The 16,639-nt window shown below is 41.6% G+C and carries 15 protein-coding genes; 7 read left to right on the top strand and 8 right to left on the bottom strand.

Annotated elements, in window-relative coordinates; translation table 11 throughout:
* Position 1: 1 nt before the first annotated feature.
* The 6 genes from rbsD to QSJ46_RS02570 form a co-directional block, all read right to left on the bottom strand.
* Positions 2 to 394, bottom strand: a complete 393-nt coding sequence (gene rbsD / locus QSJ46_RS02595) for a D-ribose pyranase (RefSeq protein ID WP_039181978.1) — start codon at positions 392 to 394, stop codon at positions 2 to 4.
* Positions 391 to 1,269 (bottom strand): ribokinase, encoded by an 879-nt coding sequence (rbsK, locus tag QSJ46_RS02590; RefSeq protein ID WP_047202516.1) that lies wholly within the window; start codon positions 1,267 to 1,269, stop codon positions 391 to 393. The genes rbsD and rbsK overlap by 4 nt, the downstream gene beginning before the upstream one ends.
* Positions 1,266 to 2,252 carry a LacI family DNA-binding transcriptional regulator gene (locus QSJ46_RS02585; RefSeq protein WP_285604241.1) on the bottom strand — a complete coding sequence of 329 codons (987 nt, stop codon included), beginning with the start codon at positions 2,250 to 2,252 and terminating at the stop codon, positions 1,266 to 1,268. Before QSJ46_RS02585 ends, rbsK begins: the two co-directional genes overlap by 4 nt.
* 117 nt (positions 2,253 to 2,369) lie before the next feature.
* Entirely contained in the window at positions 2,370 to 3,512 is a 1,143-nt protein-coding gene (locus QSJ46_RS02580; RefSeq protein WP_285604240.1) for a Ger(x)C family spore germination protein, read from the bottom strand.
* Positions 3,502 to 4,599 (bottom strand): GerAB/ArcD/ProY family transporter, encoded by a 1,098-nt coding sequence (locus tag QSJ46_RS02575; protein ID WP_268473643.1) that lies wholly within the window; start codon positions 4,597 to 4,599, stop codon positions 3,502 to 3,504. Before QSJ46_RS02575 ends, QSJ46_RS02580 begins: the two co-directional genes overlap by 11 nt.
* The gene (locus tag QSJ46_RS02570) at positions 4,589 to 6,070 is read right to left on the bottom strand and encodes a spore germination protein (protein ID WP_285604239.1); all 1,482 of its coding nucleotides are present in this window, start codon (positions 6,068 to 6,070) and stop codon (positions 4,589 to 4,591) included. Before QSJ46_RS02570 ends, QSJ46_RS02575 begins: the two co-directional genes overlap by 11 nt.
* Before the next feature lie 747 nt (positions 6,071 to 6,817).
* On the opposite strand from QSJ46_RS02570, the gene pgsB reads away from it, so the two are divergent.
* From pgsB to QSJ46_RS02545, 5 genes are all read left to right on the top strand, one after another.
* Positions 6,818 to 7,999: a poly-gamma-glutamate synthase PgsB gene (gene pgsB, locus QSJ46_RS02565; RefSeq protein WP_039181962.1), complete on the top strand. Its 1,182-nt coding sequence runs from the start codon at positions 6,818 to 6,820 to the stop codon at positions 7,997 to 7,999.
* A 15-nt stretch (positions 8,000 to 8,014) separates the two neighbouring features.
* Positions 8,015 to 8,464: a poly-gamma-glutamate biosynthesis protein PgsC gene (gene pgsC / locus QSJ46_RS02560; RefSeq protein ID WP_007497520.1), complete on the top strand. Its 450-nt coding sequence runs from the start codon at positions 8,015 to 8,017 to the stop codon at positions 8,462 to 8,464.
* An 18-nt stretch (positions 8,465 to 8,482) separates the two neighbouring features.
* Positions 8,483 to 9,649: a CapA family protein gene (locus QSJ46_RS02555; protein ID WP_039181959.1), complete on the top strand. Its 1,167-nt coding sequence runs from the start codon at positions 8,483 to 8,485 to the stop codon at positions 9,647 to 9,649.
* Positions 9,646 to 9,816, top strand: a complete 171-nt coding sequence (edmS, locus tag QSJ46_RS02550) for an extrachromosomal elements maintenance protein EdmS (protein WP_087976066.1) — start codon at positions 9,646 to 9,648, stop codon at positions 9,814 to 9,816. The genes QSJ46_RS02555 and edmS overlap by 4 nt, the downstream gene beginning before the upstream one ends.
* Before the next feature lie 108 nt (positions 9,817 to 9,924).
* The gene (locus tag QSJ46_RS02545; RefSeq protein ID WP_285604238.1) at positions 9,925 to 11,148 is read left to right on the top strand and encodes a C40 family peptidase; all 1,224 of its coding nucleotides are present in this window, start codon (positions 9,925 to 9,927) and stop codon (positions 11,146 to 11,148) included.
* Between the two features lie 56 nt (positions 11,149 to 11,204).
* Here QSJ46_RS02545 and QSJ46_RS02540 read toward each other — a convergent pair whose 3' ends face one another.
* Both QSJ46_RS02540 and QSJ46_RS02535 read right to left on the bottom strand, forming a co-directional pair.
* On the bottom strand, positions 11,205 to 12,086 hold the full coding sequence (locus tag QSJ46_RS02540) for a Cof-type HAD-IIB family hydrolase (protein ID WP_180272449.1): 882 nt from the start codon (positions 12,084 to 12,086) through the stop codon (positions 11,205 to 11,207).
* 363 nt (positions 12,087 to 12,449) lie between these two features.
* Entirely contained in the window at positions 12,450 to 13,415 is a 966-nt protein-coding gene (locus tag QSJ46_RS02535; RefSeq protein WP_047202510.1) for an LCP family protein, read from the bottom strand.
* Positions 13,416 to 13,672: 257 nt separating this feature from the next.
* Between QSJ46_RS02535 and QSJ46_RS02530 the strand changes: the two genes are divergently transcribed.
* Positions 13,673 to 15,037 carry a sugar porter family MFS transporter gene (locus QSJ46_RS02530; protein WP_126682393.1) on the top strand — a complete coding sequence of 455 codons (1,365 nt, stop codon included), beginning with the start codon at positions 13,673 to 13,675 and terminating at the stop codon, positions 15,035 to 15,037.
* A 136-nt stretch (positions 15,038 to 15,173) separates the two neighbouring features.
* Complete coding sequence (locus QSJ46_RS02525) at positions 15,174 to 16,571, top strand: bifunctional glycosyltransferase family 2 protein/class I SAM-dependent methyltransferase (RefSeq protein WP_285604237.1); 1,398 nt, start codon at positions 15,174 to 15,176, stop codon at positions 16,569 to 16,571.
* Positions 16,572 to 16,639: the final 68 nt, after the last annotated feature.

Below are 16,639 nucleotides of genomic sequence, written 5' to 3'. Positions count from 1 at the left end.
TTTAAAAGATGACACCGGCATGAAGAATGCAGTTTGCGTATGGGGTGGCTTCACCCGTTCGAATGACTGCTTTTGCCTGTTTGGTCATGTCTTTGAACGTCTCGTGGTCTACTTCATGTAATGGTTTTGAGAACGCTTTCTTAAGAAATAAGTGATCTCGTTCATTGGCCTCTTTGATTTCACTAGCCACAGTCATGTTTTCAACAGCCATTTCCTGAAGAAGGAGGGAGGTGACCTCCTGAAAGGACGGTGTGCCGATTGATAATGCTAGATCGATTTTGACTGGACCTTCTGGAATAGGGAGGCCGCAGTCTGCGATGACGATTGTATCTGTATGGCCAAGGTCAGCAAGCACCTTGGCGATATGGCTGTTTAGGATGCCGTTTTTTTTCATTTCTTTTTCTCCAATTCTTCTCTTGTTGGCATGCCGCCTTGTGCGCCGAACTTTGTGACGGACATTGATGCTGCAAGGTTGGCAAAGGCAAGTGCGTCATAGAGGGATTTGCCTTCTGTTAGGGCGACAGCCAAGGCTCCGTTAAAGGTATCGCCAGCTCCTGTTGTATCGACTGCTTCGACAGGTACACCTGGAACTAACACTTCTTTCGATCCATCAAAATATCGAACCCCATTTTTCCCTTCTGTGACTAGTAATTTGTTAGGGTAATGACGCAAGGCATCTTCAATTGGCAGACCATCAAACATAAGAACAGCTTCGTGTTCATTCGGTGTAATGTAAGCAGCCTGATCTAAAACCTGCTGCGATACTTTGCGAGCTGGTGCAGGGTTTAAAATCACAGGTATTTCCTTTTCACTGCAAATGGCGCAGACCGCTTCGACCGTTTTTTCAGGTATTTCCTGCTGGATAAGAACCATCCCGATATCATCAATTGTAGAAAGAGCCTCATTTACATAGTCAGGAGTGACCTCATTATTTGCCCCTTTGACCACGACAATGCTGTTATCACCTTCTGCTAAAATGATATGAGCTGTGCCGCTCTCCATTTCGGTAACCGGTTTCATATATGAGATGCGGACACCTTGTGTTTGTAAATTACTGAGAATTTCCTGACCATAAGCGTCATCACCAACTCGGCCGACCATATATACATCTGCACCGAGTCTGGCACTTGCGACTGCTTGATTTGCCCCTTTTCCGCCTGGGACCGTTTTAAACGATTCGCCTAAAACCGTTTCACCGGCATTTGGCCGTTTATCTGATGTGACGACTAAATCCATTGAACAGCTTCCTACTACAACAATATGACTCATTGTGAATCCACCTTTCTTGTGGTCTCTCGTTCAATAAAAGAGACGGGCATTTGAATAACTGGCTGATCTATCGGTTGTTTCTGAATCGCTTTGATTAACAGCTGTGCCGCTTCTTTCCCCATCTCATAGGCGGGCTGCCTAATGGTCGATAAGGAAGGGAAAAGCAGCTCGCTTTGCGGAATATCATCAAATCCAATGATTTGAACGTCTCCTGGAATGGCTTTTCCGATACGAAGCGCTTCATGGATGACCGCTGTTGCGACGATGTCATTGCTGGCAATGATCCCATCTGTTTCAGGGTACAGCTGGAAGAGGGCTTTGGCGCTTTTTCGGGCTTCTTGAAAGGAAAAGGAAGCATTAGACATCACATGAAAGTCGACACCTGTATCCGTGAGAACATCGAGTGCGCCCTTGAATCGCTGCCGAGCTGTTTGCAGATGGGCAGGTCCTTTTAGCAGTGTGATCTGCCGGCTGCCGCGTCTAATTAATTCCATCGCGGCCATTTTCCCACCAGCTGCAGCATCTGCAAAAACAGAAGGTGCATGTGGAACGGTTCGATCTAAAAACACAACAGGTAAATCATCATCATTGTATATATCTGATTCAGGTTCATTTGTGACTGCGATGACACCGACCACTTGATTTTGTTTAAAGGTTTGTAAGTAGGCCAGTTCCTTCTCTCGATCCTCATCACTGTTCCCGAATAATAATCGAAAACCGTGCGCATGAATCTCATCCTCAACACCTCTAGCCAACTGAGGAAAGAAGGGGTTTGTGATATCAGGCAAGATTAAGCCGATTAGGCGTGATTCTCTTTTGAAAAGGGATCTAGCCACTTCATTGGGAAAGTAGTTCAACTCCTGCATCGCTTGTGTCACGCGGGTTTTCGTATCTGAATGGACATATCCAGTATCATTGAGCACGCGTGAAACAGTGGCAACAGATACTTGTGCAGCTTTTGCAACATCTTTAATGGTAGCCAATGGAGAGCCTCCCTTCATGAATGTGTAACCGTTTACACACATAGATTATCATGAAAGAATCAAAATGACAATCTAAAAAAAATAAAAAAAGAAAAGAAAGATGACTTCTTCCTTTTCTTAACTAATAATACCTGTTTGTGTAATGTTCACTTTCACTTTTGGAATGATTTTCACCTTCGGATAATCGGTGACCCAGTTCATTTTCATATACTCATCATAGTGTCTTACCCGATATTTTCTGCCAAGGCTGAGAACGTCAGAATTCGCTTCTTGCAGGGCGGCAATAACTTTTTCAGCGTCTTTTGTGAAGATAGCTGATAGCCTTTTATTTAACATTTCAATTTTTTTATCTGTATCTAAATTGTCTTTCGGGTATTCAAGAACAGAGGTGTTGAATTCAAACTCAAGAGAGAAGGTTAAGTTTCGGTGATCAGGATTGACGATTTTAATGTCTCTCTTTGAATCGGTTACTTGAACGGTGATGTAATTGTTCTCTTTTAATTTCATATCACTTCTTACTTTTTTCGTGAAGTTTGCATAACTGCCCATTTTACCATCCATAACGGTGAGCAGAATGGCATCTTGGGCATAGAGTTCACCTTTCTTTTTCTCATTATCAAATAAGGCAACCCCCCTCACACTCGTTAACTTTTTTGACTTATCGTAGTAGAGTAACGGCAGTGTGAAATCCTCACCGGTTTGCAGCATTTTGGACCGGATGTTTTGAATGTTCTTAGGTGAAACTTGTGAGGAGCGTGCTGCAGAAGTGATCAGGTTGTTTAAATAGTCGCTCACAATCAGTTTTTCCTTGAGCAGAGAATTGATTAAGTCCACACAGCTCCCGCCTTGCACCACCGCCAAGTTTGCGAGTAAAGGGCTTTTCGGATCGCGGTAAAACATATCTAAATAAGGGAGCAGCCGGTTTTGGGCAAATTCATCACCGATCAGCAGCACACGCATTTTCGACATATCAATTTTTTGGTCTACACTCCGGCTAAAGTTGCTTCTTGCTTTTCTTAAAGTTGGCGCATCAGTTGTGAGAACAGTGGTTAAATAGCTGCCAGAATTCCCTTGCTGCATACTTTGAGACTGCTGCACCTTTCGATAGGTAATCGAATATCTCGCATTGTCATCCTCTCCTTGATCAACAGCTGAAGTTAAAACGAGAGAGATGTCTTTTAATAGGTTTTGATCCCAGCAGCCAGGCATGAAAATGAGGGAAACACACATAAGCAGTGTCAACATGTACTTATGACGCATGTGATTTCACCTTCTTTTTACGATGTTTGATCAAGATAATAACGGCCATAATGATCGGAAGTGTGTAAATAAATGAATATTGTGCAACGGTGGTAAAGTCATTAAATCGCTGAATTCTAAAGTTATCAGTTGAAAGAAAACAGCTGACAGCATAAATCAAAATGGCAAAATAGTAGACATATTTTTTGTGATTTTTTTTCTTCAGCATACTGGATACACCATTTGCACAAAAGTACAGATAATTACTCAGTGTCGCTAGAATGATAAAGACCCAAAAGCTTAGAAAAATTAAATCCGTCCGCTCAATAACACCGAACGTAATGGTTTTTAATAGATACAAAACAGGATTTGGAATCACATCAAGCTCAGCCGGGCTGAAAAACATAAAACAAATTATAGTAATAAATAGGTAATAAAGTGTTGTGCATATATTTGAAATGGTCATTACTTTATATCGTTCCTTAATGGTGCCCTTCATTAGTGGAGAGATGATCAAAATCATCTCAAATCCATTCAATGACAGCACAACGTCCTTCAATCCAAGCTGAAATTGAGAGATATCCGTTTGGAAAAAAGGAAGGAGGTAATCAATGTTGGTTCCTTTCAACGCATAGAACATCAATAAAGAGAGCATGAGTAAAAAGGGAGTTAAGATAAAGTTGAACCTGACAATGGCTGTAATTTGCTCCTTTGCGATATAGATAATGCATATCATCAGTAATAGGTTAATGACCCAGTTTGGTGTGAGCGGGAGCACCCATATACCAAGAATCCTTGTGAATATAGAAAGGACAACAATACAAACCGAGGCAAAATATACCGTATAGAGCACGACCAAGGCGCGTCCAATCCATTTTCCAAAGACCTCAATCAGTGCTTGGAAAAATGACGTTTCTGGATACTTGTAAATGATATAAAGAAAAATCGTATTGATGATCTGGATAAAAAAACACGCGACAATTATCGCCATCCAGCCATCGTGTCCCATGTCTTTCATCAGTAAATGGGGGAGCGCTAAAATACCAACACCAATTTGAGATTGGATGATAAAAAAAACAGCTTGAGGTGGAGATATTTTATTTTTCATTTTTCATTTTCCACCCTCTCAGTTGTTCAATTTGTTTTTTCTTCTGCGGATTTAAATAAACAGGTCGGTTCTTGTACATCCACATTGGGAGTCGAATCACCGTATCCTTTAAGTCCTGCCAGTTAAATGGAGCAACAGGTGATAAATATGGTACCCCTAGTGATTCTAAACGGCATAAATTCATGATAATAATGGCGAGCCCAAATGAAATGCCAATAAATCCAAACATTGATGCCATAAACATGAGCGGGAAACGAAGCATCCTGATGGTGGATGTCATTTCAAATGATGGAAGTACAAACGAAGCGACAGCCGTCACAGCAACTACAATGACTAGGACATTCGAGATAAGTCCTGCTTGTACAACCGCATCCCCAATGACCAAACCACCTACGATCCCAATCGTTTGACCGATTGGTTTAGGGAGACGCACCCCGGCTTCACGTATAAGTTCAATCGTGATCTCCATCAGCATGGCCTCTATCAATGGAGGAAAGGGAATTCCGATGATAGAGTTCTTCATCGTAATGGCTAGTTCATCTGGGACAACCTCATAATGAAACGCAATAACAGCAATATAAAAAGATGGCAATATAACTGCGATGAAGCAGGCGAGATAACGCAAAATGCGAATAAACGTAGCAGGAATCCAGCGGCTGTTATAATCATCTGGTGACTGAAAGAAGCTAAAGAACGTGATAGGCAGAATGATGGCCATTGGACTGCCATCCATGAGTAAGACTATCCTGCCTTCAAGGATCGCAGATCTCACCTTATCCGGTCGTTCTGTATCAATCAGCTGCGGGAAAATAGAAAATGAATCATCCTCAATTGCCTCAACGATAGAGCCAGGACTTAACAGTGTGTCTACTTTAATAGAAGAAATCCGTCTGTTGACCTCTTCGACCTTTTCTTGATTGGCAATATCAGATATATAAACCGTCGCAAGCTTTGTTTCCGATTTTGTACCGATCTTATGATATTGAATGGCGAGCTTCCGATCATTTAAATGGGAACGCAGTAAGTAGATATTGGTATCAAGACTTTCCACAAATCCATCATGTGCGCCTGCGATAATACTTTCAGAAGAAGGTTCAGAAATAGAGCGCAGCGGAGGCTGTCCAACAGCAAATAGCTTAATTTGTGAGGAATTTTCATCCAGAAAGGCAATACTTCCTGCAATAATACTGTCTGTGATCAGCGTCAAGTCGCCTGTTTCAAGTGTGCTAAGAGATTTTGTATAATCCTGCTTTCCAGGAGAGCCTAACAAGTTGCCGATTATGAAATCATTTAGTTTTCCTTCATCTATTCTTGTTTTAATAAAAAGCAGCGCAGATTTCGTCTCATTCACCATTAATTCTCGGTATTCAAAATCACCGCTTTGCTGAAATGTTTTTTTCAGGATCCGGATTTTTTCCTCGAAGCTGCCTGATAAAAAATGCAGGCGTGTTTGCTCATTGGTGTTTGGCATCTTTAGCCTCCTCTCACAGATTTTTTAACCATAGTGTAAGCGAAGATGCGAATTTTATTCGTCATCTTGGGGGAAAGCATGACATGACCTGACAACTTTCAACTAAATTCATATTAAAAATGTTAAGAAATGATGAATCTTGATAAAAACAAATGAATAATGTTTCATTGTTTAGGTCATAAGGTGCGAATCTCGTAAAGAGAAGGTACACCTAAATGATCAATGTTTTACATCTTATCCCAATTTTTCGTGACCTAAAAATAAGCAGATGACTTGATTTTTTTAGAGGTGACCTTTGTCATAGGTCAACACACAGCAATCTGACCAATGAGAATGACTTTCTAACCTGTTCGTTCAAAAATATAAAACATTCCAAAACACGCACTATTTATTTAAAGCGCTGATATGACTGATGTTATAGAGAATAAAAGGCTTTAAAACATTGATTCAAAATACATCTTAATAATTGTCGAAAAATTTAGGGAGAAAAGGACAAAAGATTTTCGGATCATTGATGTTAACGCTTTCTCTTGAATTCAGCAGAAATTCAGGCTGATTTTTGTCCGTCTTTTGGCCTTTTCATTTAAAGGATAGGTAGGCAAAAAAGCCTTTTGATTAGAGGAATTTGGCATACGAGGAAGTGAAAGATTATGTTACATAATACCGATTGTGATTTTATGCTGAACCTATATACTGTTGATTGAATTTACATATCACACTCATAAAAAAAGGAGATGTAGATAAGCGATGTGGTTAATCGTTATAGCCTGTGTCATCATGTTAGGGATTGGCTTTATTGAAAAGAAGCGTCATCAGAAAAATATCGATGCCCTGCCGGTGCGCGTCAATATTAATGGTATTCGCGGAAAGTCTACCGTCACAAGATTGACAACCGGTATCTTAATGGAGGCAGGTTATAAAACTGTCGGTAAAACAACGGGAACGGATGCAAGAATGATTTATTGGGATACGCCAGAGGAGAAACCGATTAAAAGGAAACCGCAAGGACCGAATATCGGAGAGCAGAAGGAAGTTATGAGAGAAACAGTTGAAAGAGGAGCAAATGCCATCGTCAGTGAATGTATGGCGGTAAATCCAGATTACCAAATTATCTTTCAGGAAGAGCTGCTTCAAGCAAACATTGGCGTAATCGTAAACGTTCTTGAAGATCATATGGACGTCATGGGGCCAACACTTGATGAAATAGCAGAAGCCTTTACAGCGACAATTCCTTACAATGGACACTTGGTTATTACGGATAGTGAATATACGGATTTCTTTAAAGAGATTGCGAAAAAACGCAACACAGAAGTCATTGTTGCAGATAATTCCAAGATTTCTGATGAGTTTTTGCGGAAATTTGAGTACATGGTTTTCCCAGATAATGCTTCACTGGCACTTGGTGTTGCCCAAGCATTAGGGATTGATGAAGATACGGCATTCAGAGGAATGTTAAATGCGCCACCTGATCCAGGAGCGATGAGAATCCTTCCATTAATGGACGCGAAAACACCTGGACACTTTGTAAATGGATTTGCGGCAAATGACGCATCCTCTACATTGAACATTTGGAAGCGTGTGAAAGAAATTGGATATCCAACAGATGAACCGATTATTATTATGAACTGCCGTGCGGATCGAGTAGATAGAACGATCCAGTTTGCGGAGGATGTACTTCCTTATATTGAAGCAAGTGACCTTGTATTAATTGGAGAAACAACAGATCCAATTGTGAAGGCATATGAGGAAGGGAAAATTCCGGCTGACCACTTACACAACCTTGAATATCAATCTACAGAACAAATTATGAATATGCTTGAGAAAAAGCTTCATAATCGAGTGGTTTATGGAGTCGGCAATATCCATGGTGCCGCTGAACCGTTAATCGAAAAAATTCAAGAATACAAAATTAAGCAGCTTGTCAGCTAGGAGGAAATATAGAAAATGTTCGGATCAGATCTTTATATCTCGTTAATTTTAGGTGTTCTACTCAGTTTAATCTTTGCAGAAAAAACAGGAATCGTACCAGCTGGACTTGTTGTTCCGGGTTATCTGGCGCTCGTATTTAACCAGCCAGTCTTCATTTTAGTCGTCTTATCTGTCAGCTTGCTTACGTATGTGATCGTTCGTTTTGGCTTATCAAAATTCATGATTTTATACGGACGCAGAAAGTTTGCTGCGATGCTGATTACAGGGATTGCCTTAAAACTCATATTTGATTTCTTCTATCCAGTGGTCCCATTTGAAATAGCAGAATTCCGCGGAATTGGAATCATCGTCCCTGGATTGATTGCGAATACGATTCAAAAGCAAGGTCTTACAATTACCCTTGGAAGCACGTTACTTCTAAGTGGTGCAACATTTGCCATCATGTATGTTTACTATCTATTTTAAGATAAGGTGTGTCCAATGATGAATAAAAAATTGAGCTTTCAGGAAAAGCTGCTGAAAATCACAAAGAACCAAAAGAAAAAGACGAATAAACACGTACTCATTGCTTTACCGATCGTCATTGCTTGTACATTTCTATTTACGTTTATCGGGAAAGCACAAGTGCCAACTGTACAAAAGAATCCAGAAAACATCCTGACCGCTTCGTTTGTCGGTGACATTATGTTTGGAAGAAACGTAGAGAAAGTAACAGAACGCTATGGTAAAGAGCATCTCTTTCGCTATGCCAAGCCATATTTTGATGTGTCAGATTATGTGACAGGAAACTTTGAGCATCCAGTCGCATCAGATAAAGAACAGGCAGCCCAAAAGAATATTCATTTAAAAACAGATGAAGATTCTGTCCAAGCATTGAAGGATTTAAATTTCTCTGTCTTAAACTTTGCCAATAACCATGCGGCAGACTATGGTGAAAAAGGGCTGAATAATACAATCGATGCCTTTGAACAAACTGACATGGATTATACAGGTGCAGGTCGTAACCTCCAAGATGCGAAGCAGAACATTTCATACAAAGAAGTAAATGGTGTCAAAATTGCAACGCTTGGTTTTACAGATGTGTATGGGAAAGATTTCAAAGCAACGAATCGCCAGGCGGGTATTCTGCCAGCCGATCCATCTATCTTTATTCCGATGATTTCGCAGGCTGCTGAAAAGGCAGATCTCGTCGTTGTTCATGCTCACTGGGGACAGGAGTACAACAATGAAGTAAACGACAGACAAAAAGAATTGGCAAGAGCGATGTCTAAGGCCGGTGCTGATATCATTATCGGTGCTCACCCGCACGTCCTTGAACCGATGGAAGTTTATAATGGAACGGCGATTTTCTATAGCCTAGGAAACTTTATTTTTGACCAAGGCTGGTCAAGAACACGTGATTCTGCACTTGTTCAGTATCATCTGAATGAAGATGGAAAAGCGACATTTGAAGTTGTCCCAATGTACATCAAAGAAGCAACACCTGCCCCAGTAAAAGCAGGATCTCTTGAATCAAAAGCGATTATCCGTATGCTGACCAATGGAACGAATGCGGATTGGAAAGAAAAAGACGGACACATTTTCTTTGAAGTAGATCACGCTGATAAAGTTAAAAACTTAAAAGAAAACGGAGGGAAAGAGAAGAAATGAAATTCCTAAAAGCAAGCTGGCCGTTTGTTGCGTTAATTTTAGTCTTTGTCTTTATGTCTGCTTTTAAATTTAGTGACAGTCTGACAGATCACGAGAAACAAAAGATCTCGGTTGAAATGCAGAAAATTGAACAGCAAAAGCAGTCAAAAGCGGAAGCAGGTAAATAACCTAAATAGGAGAAAGGGCACGCACATCGCGTGTTCTTTTTTTGTCGAAAAAGGGTGTAAAATGAATGGTGTCATGCCGAAACTATAGAAGATAGGAGGGAAAGGATCATGAAATGGAAAGGAATGTTGATCGGAGGGTGTGCGCTTGTAGGGCTGATGTTCATGTCTCAACCAGCGGTATCTGCTCAAACACCATCTCTTTTGGAGCAAGCGGAAAAGCTGATTGGAACGCCTTATCATAAAGGAGGAACCGATCCAAAAACGGGCTTTGATGCATCTGGGTTTATTCAATATGTGTACAAGACATCCGAAACATTTGATTTGCCGCGGAAGGTAATTGACCAATATCAGATTGGAAAAAAGGTATCATGGGAGAAAGCGCAGCCCGGTGACCTTGTGTATTTCCGAAGTCTTGAAGAAACGAAGGATATCCCAACACATGTGGCGTTGTACGCGGGGAACGATCAGGTCATCCATATTACGCTTAGTCAAGGTGTGGTGAAAACGGATGTCAGCAAAAGCAAATATTGGACTGATCGATTTTATGCGGTCAAACGCTTGCCCGGCACACAAGACATTTCTGATGACCCTCTTGTGAAAGATGCGATGACCTATTTAGGTATTCCTTATGTATTTGGAGGAACCGATCCAAAGACTGGATTCGACTGCTCAGGATTTTTACAGTATTTATTTGAAAAATCACTTGGTATTTATTTACCTCGAAGTGCTGAACAGCAGTGGACCGTTGGAGAAAAAGTGGCATTAGACGATATTCGCCCTGGGGATTTTGTCTTTTTTAGCAACACATATAAGCCAGGAATTTCTCATGTAGGTATGTATATTGGAGGCGATCGCTTTATTCATGCGAGCCGTTCTGAAAGTGTGACAATTTCTTATTTGTCTGAATCGTATTGGCGCGAAAAATGGACAGGTGCCAAACGATTAACAGATCTGGAGCTTTCGAAAGAGGACCCTATCGTATCAAAAGCTGCTACGTATATTGGCGAAGTCCCTTATGTCAAAGGCGGTACGAACCCAAAACAAGGATTTGATACAGCAGGGTTCACGCAGTACGTGTATCAAGAAGTGCTTGGCATTGAGTTGCCTCGCTATGCATCAGGTCAAGTCAAAGCAGGTACGCCTGTGAAACGTTCTGAGCTTCAGCCGGGAGATCTTGTCTTCTTTAGCGGGACATCATTGATGCCGGCAATTTATGCAGGATCAAATCAAGTCATTCATGTGACTGTCTCAAACGGTGTTGTCTTAACCAATATGAAAACAAGTACGTACTGGAAGGACAAATATGAAACGGCTGTTAGAATCAAAAAATAAAGAAAAAGCCCGATCAATACTTGTATCGGACTTCTCGACTTCTCTCTAGGCGCTGATCAGACAAGCGTCTTTTTTTCATGGAATTGATTTTGTAAAAGAAGATCAATAAAATAAGCGACACCATCTTCATGATTCCCTTTTGTGATGTAAGTGCTCTTTTCTTTAATGACATCAACCGCATTCCCCATTGCAATGCGGTGGCCTGATTCTTCAAACATAGAAAGGTCGTTTGGGCTGTCACCAATTGCATAAATATGTGAGCGGTCTACACCATAATGGGCTGCGAGTTTTTTCAGGGCATGTCCTTTTCCAGACTCTTTTGGCAGTACCTCAATAATATGTTTTCCAGACGAGGTCAATGAAAGCTCGGGCATGTCTGCCAGAAGATTTCGTGCTTCGGTCAGTTTGTTCATATCAAACGAGAAACAGAGTAATTTATAGGTCGGTTCATTCGACTCAAAAATTTGACGGATATCATCCACTGGTTTGATGCCAAATTGTTTAAATTGCGTCATGGCTCCTTCCCATAGATCAGCGAGATCCTCATTTGGGTTTGCGCTTTCGATCAGATCAAATTCTGCTTTTAGTTTCTCTTTTCCATCGTAAGGAGAGAGGAGAGCATCGTCCGTATAGACTTCAAAGTAAATGTTTCGTTCCACTAATGCCTTAGCAGCGCGCTTGCCCGCTTCTTGGTCCAATGTGATTCGGCTGAAAAGCTCGTATCCTTCTGTATGGACAGTCCCGCCGTTTGCCGCAATAATGGGGATGTCCAAATCGCCAAGCAGCTCCTTTACATCAAAAGTTGCCCGCCCTGTACAGATGGTCACAATATATCCCGCTTCCTTCGCACGAATCAATGCCTCTCGGTTTTGAGCGGATATTTCACTTTTTGTATTTAAAAGTGTACCGTCTAGATCAATCGCAATCATTTTTTTCATCGCTGTCAAATCCTCCTTCATTCATGCAATAGCCTCTTCAAAGTATGTACGATTTCCTTCATTCTCATAAAAAAGGATGGTTGTTTCCTCACTATCAAGGCTAAACAAAAATGAGCGAATGATCAAGGAAATAAGAAAAAGCGCCCCTTAGGGACGCTTCCAGCGTGTAGACAAACCCTCGCATTCGGTGTCAGGTCTGCGCTCCGGTACTCACGAATCTCAAATTCGCTCTGTTCCGGTGCTCGCCCTTCCTAGGGCTGCAAAGGTTTTCTATCACGCTGAAAAGAAGACAAAGGGGCTAAAATTAACATCATTTTAGCCCTTTGTCAACAATCTAAAAGCGCCCCAAAGGGACGCTTCTATTTATGATAATTCAAGCTGCTTCTTCAATTCAGTCTTCACTTCGTTCAGCTGGTTTTGATCCAATTGGAAATAATAAACCCCGTTTGGCTGGTAATCAGATCCTTTAAGCTGGATAGTATCAACCGATTTCAATGAAGTCAAAAGCGGGAAAAGACCGACTAACTCCTTCATAGAAAGGGTGGTTGACACATTATCGCCGAGTGTATCAATGATATTGTCGTATGACGGAATAGATGTTAATGATTTTGATTTATCAAAAATGGCTTTTAACACTTCCATTTGACGCTGTCCACGCATTAAGTCACTATCTGCTTTTCTTGTTCTCACATAGGCGAGTGCTTGATCCCCATCTAGTGTATGAGTTCCAGTTTGAAGCACAACCTTGCCTTTTGTATCTTTTTTAATCTGTTTCACAAGGTAATCGTCCTTGATGTTAATAGGAACACCGTTTAATTCGTTGACGATTTCTTTAAATGCTACAAAATTACTTTGGATGACAAAATCGACCGGAATATCTAGTAAATCTTCAACTGTACTTACTGTTAAATCTGCACCGCCAAATGCGTGTGCGTGAGTAATTTTATCAAAACCGTGGCCTGGAATATTAACGTATGAGTCCCTGGGAATGCTTAATAATTTAACGGTTTTGTTTGTGCGGTTAATAGTTGCCAACACCATTGCATCGCTTCGTGCTTGTTTCACTGTTTCGCCCGGTCTGCTATCAATTCCAAGCAGCAAGACAGAAAAGCTGTCTTTTCCTGGATCGAATGCTTCAATCCGTTTCACAGATTGTGCGCCGCGATCAAGAGATACTTGAGCCTTTTTGGCAGCATTTGTTATTTTGTAGTAGGCATAGCCTGTGACTGAAGCAGTTGTCAGTAAAAGAATACTAATGATAAAAAGAGTGACTTTCACCCATGGTTTTAAACGCTTTTTTCCTTTGCGTTTACTTCGTGATTGATCCATATATTTTAAACCCTCGCTATGATTTTATAGTAAAGATGTCCTTCTTTCTGCTTACAAACTAAAACAAATATACCTTAAAACGGGATATAGTGCGACATTTTTTTCACTAACGCTTAATTGACGTATCCTTCTCGTAAAAAGTTTCAAAGATATACAAATGAAATATATTTGTCATAAAACATCGAAATGTTTGAAATGACAGGAAGTGAGGAAAATGACTTTTCATAGAGTACAGAGACAAAAGTGGGGTTATGAACATGAAAAATCGGAATGGATGGCTTTATTTCTTCGGCGCCCTTGGCGGTGCTTTATATGGCTATGATACAGGTGTCATCTCTGGCGCCATCTTATTTATGAAAGAGGATTTAGGTTTAAATGCATTTACAGAGGGGCTTGTCGTCAGCTCGATTTTAATCGGGGCGATGCTCGGTTCCTCTCTTTCTGGAAAATTAACAGACCAATTTGGGCGGAAAAAAGCCATCATCGCCGCAGCGATTTTATTTATTATCGGCGGATTTGGTACAGCTCTTGCCCCGAATACGGAAGTGATGGTCTTATTCCGAATTGTACTAGGGCTCGCTGTCGGGTGCTCGACAACGATTGTTCCATTATATTTATCTGAACTTGCACCAAAAGAATCACGAGGGGCACTATCCTCTTTAAACCAGCTCATGATCACATTTGGTATTCTTCTAGCCTATATTGTGAACTACGCTTTAGCGGATGCAGAGGCATGGCGCTTGATGCTTGGAATTGCGGTTGTTCCTTCTGTTCTTTTATTATCTGGAATTTTGTTTATGCCGGAAAGTCCCCGCTGGCTGTTTGTCCACGGACAGGCTGATCGTGCGAAGGAGATATTATCTAAACTCAGAAAAAGTAAGCAAGAAGTGGAAGAAGAAATTTCAGATATTCAAAAGGCGGAAAGTGAAGAAAAAGGCGGTTTTAAGGAATTATTTGAGCCATGGGTACGCCCAGCATTGATTGCCGGTGTCGGCCTAGCCTTTCTGCAGCAGTTTATCGGTACAAATACGATCATTTACTATGCACCAAAAACATTCACAAGTGTTGGCTTTGGGAATTCTGCGGCGATTTTAGGCACTGTCGGAATTGGTGCAGTGAATGTCATCATGACGTTTGTTGCCATCAAAATCATTGACCGTGTAGGGCGTAAAGCGCTGCTCCTATTTGGGAATGCAGGAATGGTCCTTAGTTTAATTGTCCTGTCAGTGGTCAACCGATTTTTCGAAGGGTCGACAGCTGCAGGATGGACAACCGTTATTTGTTTAGGTCTCTTTATCGTCATCTTTGCTGTCAGTTGGGGGCCAGTCGTTTGGGTGATGCTTCCAGAGCTGTTCCCGGTACATGTAAGAGGAATCGGTACAGGTGTATCGACCTTCCTCCTTCATACAGGAAATTTAATCATCTCGCTTACATTCCCAGCTTTATTAAGCGCGATTGGTATCAGTAATCTCTTCCTCATCTATGCGGTCATCGGCGTAGGCGCCTTCTTATTTGTGAGGTACTTGGTGACCGAAACGAAGGGGAAAAGTCTTGAAGAAATTGAAGAAGATTTAAAAAAGAGAAATCGTGCCGTCGCAGGTGACGAAGGGAAAACAGTGTGAACAATGGCCAGCTGCCGTATGCAGCTGGTTTTTCTATGTTAAACAAACGTTTAATCAAGAAAGGACATTCCCTCATCTTCTGAACGTGCTTCCTATCACATACATATGGAACAGGCGGGCGAAAGGTGGAAATGAGATGAAAGGGAAAACAAGCATTGTCATGCTGACGTACAACGAGCTCCATTTAACGAAAACATGTATCGAAAGCATTAAACAGCATACGAGCAGCGACCAATATGAACTCATCATCGTTGATAATGCGTCAACTGACGGCACGAAGGAATATGTAAGAGAGCTGGATGATGTGATTTTCATTGATAATGAAAAGAATGAAGGCTTTGCAAAGGGATGTAATCAAGGGGCAAAAGAAGCTTCAGGAGACAGCATTCTCTTTTTAAATAATGACACGATCGTGACGGAAAATTGGCTTCCTCCATTAAAAGAGGCGCTATTCGCATCAGAACAGATTGGGATGGTGGGGCCAGTCTCCAATTATGTAAGCGGCCCTCAGATGGTCCAGCCGTCGTATACAGATGTGAAGGAGCTCCCAGCCTTTGCTAAGGAATATACATCTAAGAGAAAAGGTCAGAGAACTTATGTGCACCGGCTTGTAGGGTTTTGCTTGCTCGTGAAAAGAAAGCTGATCGAGGATGTGGGGGTATTTGATGAGCGGTTCGTATATGGATCATTTGAGGATGACGATCTTTGCTTACGTTCATTACTGCAAGGGTATCAGCTGCAAATTGTGCATGATTCCTTTGTGCATCATCATGGTCATGCTACCTTCAATGCCAATCAAGAAACGAACATCTCTACACTGTTTACTGAAAACAGACTTCGATTTTTAGATAAGTGGGGCATAGATCTAAATTTGATCACCCCTCATCCGTATTTTACGGAATTGCTCCCTGAGGAAGCTGCATGTGTGCTGGATGTTGGATGCGGCGCAGGGGCAACCGGGCTTGAATTGATGAACCGGCAGTCTGTAACCATGTACGGGGTAGAGGAGGATGCATTAAAAGCAGCGGTCGCAAAGGCGTATTACGAAGAAGTGATTGAGGCAAATGCGGATGAATACCCATGGTCAGAGAAAGAGGCCTTTTTTGATGCGGTCATTTTTTCAGATGTTTTAGAGCATGTGTCAGACCCTTGGCACATCATTGAGCAAGCACACGCATCTTTAAAGCCAGACGGTGTCATCATTTGCTGCCTGCCTAACATGATGCATGCAGAGGTGCTTCTTCCTTTGATGACAGGGGACTTTACGTATCAAGATGTAGGAATTTTAGATCGAACCCATATGCGGTTCTTCACACCAAACACCATGCGTGCGCTTTTCCCAGACCAATTGTTTGAACGCGTGATCGAGCAGCGGGTCAATGTACAGATTGATCAAAACGTTCAATTGTTTTTTGATGAGGTGGCAAGAATAGGAGCATCACTTGGCTTTCAAACAAAATCGTTGTCTGACCAAGTGACTTTGTATCAGCTTCTCATTGTCGTACGTAAAAAAGGCGGCTCCCCATCGGGATAACCGCTTCAGCGTGTAGCCAAACCCTCGCATTCGGTGTCAGGTCTGCGCTCCGGTGCTCGTCCTTCCTA

The sequence above is a fragment of the Bacillus sp. YKCMOAS1 genome (genome assembly GCF_030268125.1).
Lineage (GTDB): Bacteria > Bacillota > Bacilli > Bacillales > Bacillaceae > Bacillus > Bacillus safensis.
The sequence above is the reverse complement of the archived record's forward strand: the minus strand, read 5'-3'. Positions and strand labels throughout refer to the sequence as shown.

Bases quoted from the DNA above. Each gene is read 5' to 3' on its own strand.
- QSJ46_RS02525 (WP_285604237.1), top strand. From the start codon at position 15,174: ATGAAAGGGAAAACAAGCATTGTCATGCTGACGTACAACGAGCTCCAT.
- QSJ46_RS02555 (WP_039181959.1), top strand. From the start codon at position 8,483: ATGAATAAAAAATTGAGCTTTCAGGAAAAGCTGCTGAAAATCACAAAG.
- QSJ46_RS02575 (WP_268473643.1), bottom strand. From the start codon at position 4,599: ATGAAAAATAAAATATCTCCACCTCAAGCTGTTTTTTTTATCATCCAA.
- rbsK (WP_047202516.1), bottom strand. From the start codon at position 1,269: ATGAGTCATATTGTTGTAGTAGGAAGCTGTTCAATGGATTTAGTCGTC.
- rbsD (WP_039181978.1), bottom strand. From the start codon at position 394: ATGAAAAAAAACGGCATCCTAAACAGCCATATCGCCAAGGTGCTTGCT.
- QSJ46_RS02540 (WP_180272449.1), bottom strand. From the start codon at position 12,086: ATGAAAAAAATGATTGCGATTGATCTAGACGGTACACTTTTAAATACA.
- pgsB (WP_039181962.1), top strand. From the start codon at position 6,818: ATGTGGTTAATCGTTATAGCCTGTGTCATCATGTTAGGGATTGGCTTT.
- QSJ46_RS02580 (WP_285604240.1), bottom strand. From the start codon at position 3,512: ATGCGTCATAAGTACATGTTGACACTGCTTATGTGTGTTTCCCTCATT.
- QSJ46_RS02570 (WP_285604239.1), bottom strand. From the start codon at position 6,070: ATGCCAAACACCAATGAGCAAACACGCCTGCATTTTTTATCAGGCAGC.
- pgsC (WP_007497520.1), top strand. From the start codon at position 8,015: ATGTTCGGATCAGATCTTTATATCTCGTTAATTTTAGGTGTTCTACTC.
- edmS (WP_087976066.1), top strand. From the start codon at position 9,646: ATGAAATTCCTAAAAGCAAGCTGGCCGTTTGTTGCGTTAATTTTAGTC.
- QSJ46_RS02530 (WP_126682393.1), top strand. From the start codon at position 13,673: ATGAAAAATCGGAATGGATGGCTTTATTTCTTCGGCGCCCTTGGCGGT.
- QSJ46_RS02535 (WP_047202510.1), bottom strand. From the start codon at position 13,415: ATGGATCAATCACGAAGTAAACGCAAAGGAAAAAAGCGTTTAAAACCA.
- QSJ46_RS02545 (WP_285604238.1), top strand. From the start codon at position 9,925: ATGAAATGGAAAGGAATGTTGATCGGAGGGTGTGCGCTTGTAGGGCTG.